This is a genomic window from Pseudomonas sp. NPDC089530, assembly GCF_050280705.1.
Classification (GTDB): Bacteria; Pseudomonadota; Gammaproteobacteria; order Pseudomonadales; family Pseudomonadaceae; genus Aquipseudomonas.
The window spans coordinates 1-6,488 of the sequence record NZ_JBNNVU010000159.1; the positions used below are offsets into that span (position 1 = coordinate 1).

At 60.3% G+C, this 6,488-nt stretch carries 7 protein-coding genes; 2 read left to right on the top strand and 5 right to left on the bottom strand.

What is annotated here, in order from left to right; translation table 11 throughout:
• Positions 1–91 precede the first annotated feature (91 nt).
• Complete coding sequence (locus ACQKQA_RS29345; RefSeq protein WP_427564678.1) at positions 92–799, bottom strand: TetR/AcrR family transcriptional regulator; 708 nt, start codon at positions 797–799, stop codon at positions 92–94.
• A 252-nt stretch (positions 800–1,051) separates the two neighbouring features.
• Here ACQKQA_RS29345 and lexA point away from each other — a divergent pair, with 252 nt between their 5' ends.
• Together lexA and sulA are read left to right on the top strand one after the other, a co-directional pair.
• Entirely contained in the window at positions 1,052–1,660 is a 609-nt protein-coding gene (lexA, locus tag ACQKQA_RS29350) for a transcriptional repressor LexA (protein WP_023968542.1), read from the top strand.
• Positions 1,661–1,670: 10 nt separating this feature from the next.
• Positions 1,671–2,144, top strand: a complete 474-nt coding sequence (sulA, locus tag ACQKQA_RS29355; RefSeq protein ID WP_427564679.1) for an SOS-induced cell division inhibitor SulA — start codon at positions 1,671–1,673, stop codon at positions 2,142–2,144.
• A 104-nt stretch (positions 2,145–2,248) separates the two neighbouring features.
• On the opposite strand, the gene ACQKQA_RS29360 is transcribed toward sulA, so the two are convergent.
• The 4 genes from ACQKQA_RS29360 to ACQKQA_RS29375 all read right to left on the bottom strand — a co-directional run bounded on the left by ACQKQA_RS29360 (position 2,249) and on the right by ACQKQA_RS29375 (position 6,231).
• Positions 2,249–2,482 carry a hypothetical protein gene (locus ACQKQA_RS29360; RefSeq protein ID WP_044465990.1) on the bottom strand — a complete coding sequence of 78 codons (234 nt, stop codon included), beginning with the start codon at positions 2,480–2,482 and terminating at the stop codon, positions 2,249–2,251.
• Between the two features lie 122 nt (positions 2,483–2,604).
• Complete coding sequence (locus tag ACQKQA_RS29365; protein WP_427564680.1) at positions 2,605–3,129, bottom strand: DUF6586 family protein; 525 nt, start codon at positions 3,127–3,129, stop codon at positions 2,605–2,607.
• A 141-nt stretch (positions 3,130–3,270) separates the two neighbouring features.
• Positions 3,271–5,880 carry a type I DNA topoisomerase gene (gene topA / locus ACQKQA_RS29370; RefSeq protein WP_427564681.1) on the bottom strand — a complete coding sequence of 870 codons (2,610 nt, stop codon included), beginning with the start codon at positions 5,878–5,880 and terminating at the stop codon, positions 3,271–3,273.
• Positions 5,881–5,994: 114 nt separating this feature from the next.
• Positions 5,995–6,231 carry a DUF1653 domain-containing protein gene (locus ACQKQA_RS29375; protein ID WP_427564682.1) on the bottom strand — a complete coding sequence of 79 codons (237 nt, stop codon included), beginning with the start codon at positions 6,229–6,231 and terminating at the stop codon, positions 5,995–5,997.
• Positions 6,232–6,488: the final 257 nt, after the last annotated feature.

Sequence of the window (6,488 nt, forward strand, 5' to 3'; positions counted from 1 at the left end):
GATCGGCGAAGGGTATGGAGAGAGACTGGAAACGAGAGTCGGCATGGGCGGCTAGCTTAGCGGATGTAAGCTGCCGCGCCCACCCGCAAGGTCAGGCCTTGGCGACCGCCGGGGTCGACTTGCTGCGCGGCCTCAGCTGCGCCGTGGCCATGGCATCGTCGGTGACGCCGGTTTCGGCGCGCATGCCGGCCGCGAGGAACGGCACCATCAAGCGCATCACCTGCTCGATCGAGGTGTTGACCCCGAAATCGGTCTCGGCGATCGCCCGCAGCGCCTTGATTCCCGACATGCTGAACGCTGCCGCTCCCAGCATGAAGTGCACACGCCAGAACAGTTCGATCGGAGGAATACGCGGCGCGGCTTCGTTGACCAGCAGCATGTAGCGGCGGAACACCTTGCCGTACATGTCTTCCAGATAACGCCGCAGGTGCCCCTGGCTCTGGCTGAAGGCCAGGCCCAGAAGGCGCATGAAAATGGACAGGTCGTTGCCGCTGCGAGGCTGGACCACCAAGGCCTGCTCGACGAGGATTTCCAGCAGCTCTTCGAGGCTCGGCTTGCTGTCCGGCTTGGCCGAACGCCGCTCCAGCTCACGGTCGAGGCTGACGCAGAACGGCCCGAGGAAGCGCGAGAACACTGCCTGGATCAGCGCCTTTTTGGAACCGAAATGATAGTTCACCGCCGCCAGGTTGACCCCGGCCTTGCTGGTGATCAGCCGCAATGAGGTTTCGGCAAAACCTTTTTCCGCGAACAGCTGCTCGGCAGCATCGAGAATGCGTTCAACGGTTTCCGACTGGGCCATGGCTACTCCGCCTGACAAACACTTGTTTGAAACATACGTTTCAGCCCATGCCTTGTCAAGCCTACCTGTCCGTTTTGCGGCCGGTCAGTCAGTTATTTAACCATACCTGCCGCTTCCTGTAGCCAGCCGCGCGACGCCAGGCATGCATGTCAACCGCCCGACCGTCCAGCGGTGATTGGCAAAAGGAGGATTGCCAAGCAGCTTTCACTGTATATAATTCCAGTCACTGTATAAAAAGACAGAGCGATCGACATGCTAAAACTGACGTCCCGCCAAGCTGAGATTCTGGCTTTTATCAAACGCTGCCTCGAAGACAACGGCTACCCGCCCACCCGCGCGGAAATCGCCCAGGAACTGGGCTTCAAGTCGCCCAACGCCGCCGAGGAACACCTCAAGGCGCTGGCCCGCAAAGGCGCGATCGAAATGACTCCGGGCGCTTCCCGCGGCATTCGTATCCCTGGGTTCGAAGCCAAGCCCGACGACTCCAGCCTGCCCATCATCGGCCGCGTTGCCGCCGGTGCGCCGATTCTTGCTGAACAGCACATCGAAGAGTCCTGCAATATCAACCCGGCCTTCTTCCATCCCCGCGCGGACTACCTGCTACGGGTCCATGGCATGAGCATGAAGGACATCGGCATCTTCGATGGTGACCTGCTGGCCGTGCACACCACTCGCGAAGCCCGCAACGGCCAGGTCGTCGTCGCTCGCATTGGCGATGAGGTCACCGTGAAACGCTTCAAGCGCGAAGGCAGCAAAGTCTGGCTGATTGCCGAAAACCCCGAGTTTGCGCCTATCGAAGTCAACCTGAAAGATCAGGACCTGGTGATCGAAGGCTTGAGTGTCGGCGTCATTCGCCGCTAAAGGAGGCTCCATGCAGTTCCCCCACACCCCACAGCATGCGCAACTACCCCTGTTCGAAGCGTTCATGGCCCAACCTCTGGCACCGATCCTCAAGGAGGTCGCCGAATCGCCCTGGGGCAATCAACCGGAAGTCTTTAGCGAGCTGTCGTTGCGCGGGGCCGCCGGGAACTGCCTGAGCCTGTTGGCGCCCATTCTCCGAGAGCTGAGCCAGGACCAGGACGCACGCTGGCTGACCTTGATCGCCCCGCCAGCAAGCCTGACCCAGGCCTGGCTGCGGGATGCCGGCCTGAACCGGGAACGGATTCTGTTGCTGCACCCTCGCGGCGCCCAAAGCGCACAACAGCTGGCCTGCGAAGCGCTGCGCCTGGGACGCAGCCATACCGTTGTCAGCTGGCTCAACCCATTGAACAGCAGCGCCCGTCAACAGCTCATCGGCGCAGCCCGCATGGGCGACGCACAAAGCCTGAATATTCGTCTGGGCTGACCGACAGAAGCGCCAATGGATAGGCTTGAATGACACAAGGCTTCTCCAGGATTGAGAAGCCGAAAGGAGGCGACGAACGACAGCAATAAAACCGACAAACGGCCTCAGTGAAGAACCCGCGGCCCCTCTTCTTTCTCCAATTCGCCTTCAACCAGGCGACCCGCCATCTGCACACCCACGCTCAACATGGCCTTGGCTACTTCAACATGCTGGCCTTGCAGGAAAGCTTTGGCGTCCTCTGAAAAGTCCAGAGTGACCAGAGAACCCTCGTCCTCGGCCCTGCGCAGCTCGATACGACCGTCTGGCAATTCGACAATTTCTAGAAAGGACGTTGGCATAAAGATCTGTTCTCCACGAAAGGCCGGGATTATATCAGTCATCGCCCCGACCTCGCGCGGGCCCAAAGGGTTTTCTTTGTTTGCCCGACATTACGCGCAGGTATTTGTCACCAAAAAGCGGCTCAACATTCGTTCAGGCCATCACGGAAGCGAATCGCCAAAGCCTTGAGATTCTGTCGCCATTGCTCCAGCTCTTCCCGACTCAGCTCCGCCGGCTGCTCTTCTTCGTCGAGGTTGACCGCAACGATCAACGGCTGAGTGACATCGCCCTTGGGTTTGTGCGGCACCCGCGGTGGCTGGAACATGGCCGAATGCGCTGCCAGCAGCCTTGCCAGCCAGGTCTCCGGGTTATGGGCCAACTCCACCAACTCGGCCAGCTCAGGGATCGCGATATTTTCCAGCACTTCCCGGGTCAGCAACACTTCAGCCCGAGGCGCATTGGCCTGTGGCAGACGATAAAAGCCCGCGATTTCGTGACACAGGCCAAGCAGTGCGCCGTACAGGTGAAACAGCACCGACTCTCGCCCCGCCTGCACCAGCGCCTGGGCATTCATTGCCCCGCCCGCCTCGGCCCGCGCCAAGGCTTCCAGCGACAGGCCGGCAAAATAAATTTTCTGGTTGGTACGGGTATAGAGTTCGTGGGCCATGAAGGCAGTCTCCACAACGGATAGATAACAGCAGGCTGGCCATACAGTGTCGTGGAACACTCCAGCCAACCGCAAGCCCAAAAGAAAGGCCGCGTGCCCCAGAGGAGTCACGCGGCCTTTCAGAAGCGTTCAACGCATAGGTTAACGCTTGTCTTCGACCTTCCAGCTACCGCCGTCATAGAACGCACGCCAGCCGGTCGGCTTGCCGTCGACTTCGGTCTGCACGTACTGCTCCTTGGTCTTGCGGCTGTAGCGGATCACTGCCGGGCGACCTTCCGGGTCCTTCTTCGGCGCTTCGCAGAGGAAGTGATACTTCGGATCGATCTCGTCCTTGTGCGGGATGAGCTCGATCACCAGCGGCGCGCGGGTTTCACGGTTTTTCGGGAACTGGCTAGCAGCCAGGAACAGGCCCGAAGCGCCGTCACGCAGGATATAGGTGTCGTTGACCTTCTCGCATTTCAGCTCGGGCATCTTCACCGGATCCATCTTCGGCGGCGCCGCGTCGCCGCTCTTGAGCAGCTTGCGGGTGTTCTTGCAGGTCGAGTTGGTGCACCCGAAGAACTTGCCGAAACGACCGGTCTTGAGCTGCATCTCGCTGCCGCACTTGTCGCACTCCAGGCTCGGACCTTCGTAGCCCTTGATGCGGTAGCTGCCCTCTTCGATCTCATAACCCGCGCAATCCGGGTTATTACCGCAGATGTGCAGCTTGCGTTTCTCGTCCAGCAGGTAGGCATCCATCGCCGTGCTGCAGATCGGGCAGCGATGCTTGCCACGCAATACCAACGATTCGGATTCACCCTCGTCGTCCGCCGCGATCTCGTCGCCCGGCACCAGGTTGACCGTCGCCTTGCAGCGCTCTTTCGGCGGCAGACTGTAGCCCGAGCAACCGAGGAACACACCGGTGGATGCTGTGCGGATCTGCATCGGCCGGCCACAGGTGAGGCACGGAATATCGGTCATCACCGGCTGGTTGGCGCGCATGCCGCTTTCGCTGCCTTCGGCCACTTCAAGTTTCTTCTTGAAGTCGCCGTAGAACTCGTCGAGCACGTTTTTCCAGTCGCGCTCGCCCTGGGCCACGTCATCGAGGTGCTCTTCCATGCCGGCGGTGAAACCGTAGTCCATCAGGTTGGAGAAGCTTTCGGCCAAACGCTCGGTGACGATGTCGCCCATCTTTTCCGAATAGAAACGACGGTTGTGCAGCGCCACGTAGCCACGGTCCTGGATGGTGGAAATGATCGCCGCATAGGTCGAAGGACGACCAATGCCACGTTTTTCCATTTCCTTGACCAGGCTGGCCTCGGAATAGCGCGCCGGCGGCTTGGTGAAGTGCTGGCTCGGGTCGAGCTTGATCAGCTTCAGCACATCGCCCTGCGCCATGTCCGGCAAGACGTCGTCGTCGCCCGGCTTGCTCATCTGTGGCATGACCCGGGTGTAACCGTCGAACTTGAGGATACGGCCCTTGGCGCGCAGCTCGAAGCCACCAGCGGCGACGCTGACGGTGGTCGACAGGTATTGCGCCGGCAGCATCTGACAGGCCACGAACTGGCGCCAGATCAGCTCATAGAGGCGTTCAGCGTCACGTTCCATGCCCGACAGCTTGCTCGGATGGGTGTTCACATCGGACGGACGAATCGCTTCGTGCGCCTCCTGGGCCCCTTCCTTGCTGCTGTAGTAGTTCGGCGAGGACGGCAGGTATTTGTTGCCGAACTCTTCTTCGATGTAGGTACGCGCCATCGTCAGGGCGTCAGCCGAGAGGTTGGTCGAGTCGGTACGCATATAGGTGATGTAGCCAGCTTCATACAGACGCTGGGCCATCATCATGGTTTTCTTCACCCCGAAGCCCAGGCGGTTGCTCGCGGCCTGCTGCAGGGTGGAGGTAATGAAAGGCGCCGACGGCTTGCTGCTGGTCGGTTTGTCTTCGCGCTTGGCGATGGTATAGGTCGACGCCTTGAGCTTCTCCAGCGCCGCCATGGCCTGGGCTTCGTTCAGCGGCTTGAAGGCCTCGCCGTTTTCACGGGCCACTTCGAAGCGCACATTGGCGCCCTTGGCGGTACCGAGGCCGGCATGGACTTCCCAATACTCTTCAGGGATGAACGCGCGGATCTCGCGCTCACGCTCCACCACCAGCTTGACCGCTACCGATTGCACACGGCCGGCGGACAGGCCACGGGCGATCTTGGCCCACAGCAGCGGCGATACCATGTAACCCACCACGCGGTCGAGGAAGCGACGCGCCTGCTGGGCATTGACCCGGTCGATATCCAGCTCGCCCGGCTGGGAGAAGGCTTCCTGGATCGCCTTCTTGGTGATTTCGTTGAACACCACGCGCTTGTAACGGCTGTCGTCCCCACCAATGGCTTCCCGCAGGTGCCAGGCAATGGCTTCCCCTTCGCGGTCCAAGTCCGTTGCGAGATAGATGGTGTCAGCATCCTTGGCGAGCCGGCGCAGCTCTTCGATGACTTTTTCCTTGCCCGGGAGGATCTCGTACTTGGCTTTCCAGCCGTGTTCCGGATCGACGCCCATGCGCGAGACCAGCTGTTTGCGGGCCTTCTCTTTGGCCGACAGCGCGGGGGCTTCACCAGCCGTCTTGCCACGCTTGGCGGCAGGCTCCTTGGCGGCGCTCGCCGAACCGCTGGTGGGCAGGTCTCGGATATGGCCGATACTCGACTTCACCACGTATTGGTTGCCCAAGTACTTGTTGATGGTCTTGGCCTTAGCCGGGGATTCCACAATGACCAGCGATTTGCCCATGGATCGGAAAATTCCTGAATTCGAGAAGTGAGAGGCGGTTGGCGCCTGACGCGGCACCGCTATATATAGTGGCAACAAGGTGAGGTCAAGCGCAGGGTTCTGCGCGACCTCGGCTCAGGGCCGTGAAAAAAGACTGGCTTCGGCCTGCACCAAAGCAAAGCGTGGCACCTGCTCGCCGTCAACTTCGACCGACTCCAGGAACATGCTCAAGGGGCGCACCCAAAAGCCGTAATCGCCATACAAGGCTTGATAGAACACCACTTCTTCTTCCGTCTCGGAATGCCGCGCCACGCTGAAAACACGGTACTGCGGCCCCTTGTAATGCTGATAGAGCCCGGGTTGTAACTGCATGTTCTGGCCCTCGCGCAAAACTTTTCAAAATAAAAAATAATAAATCTTCAGAAAAACAAAAACCGGGGCACTGGGCCCCGGCTTCCATCAACGCAACGCTTAAACGCGTTCGAAGACGGTGGCGATGCCCTGGCCAAGGCCAATGCACATGGTGGACACGCCAAAGGTGTCGCGGCCTATGAACTGCTGCGCGCCGGGGCCACCCGCATCACCCTGTTCGAAGCCTCGAAAGACCACCTCGGCGGGCGCTTCCTGAC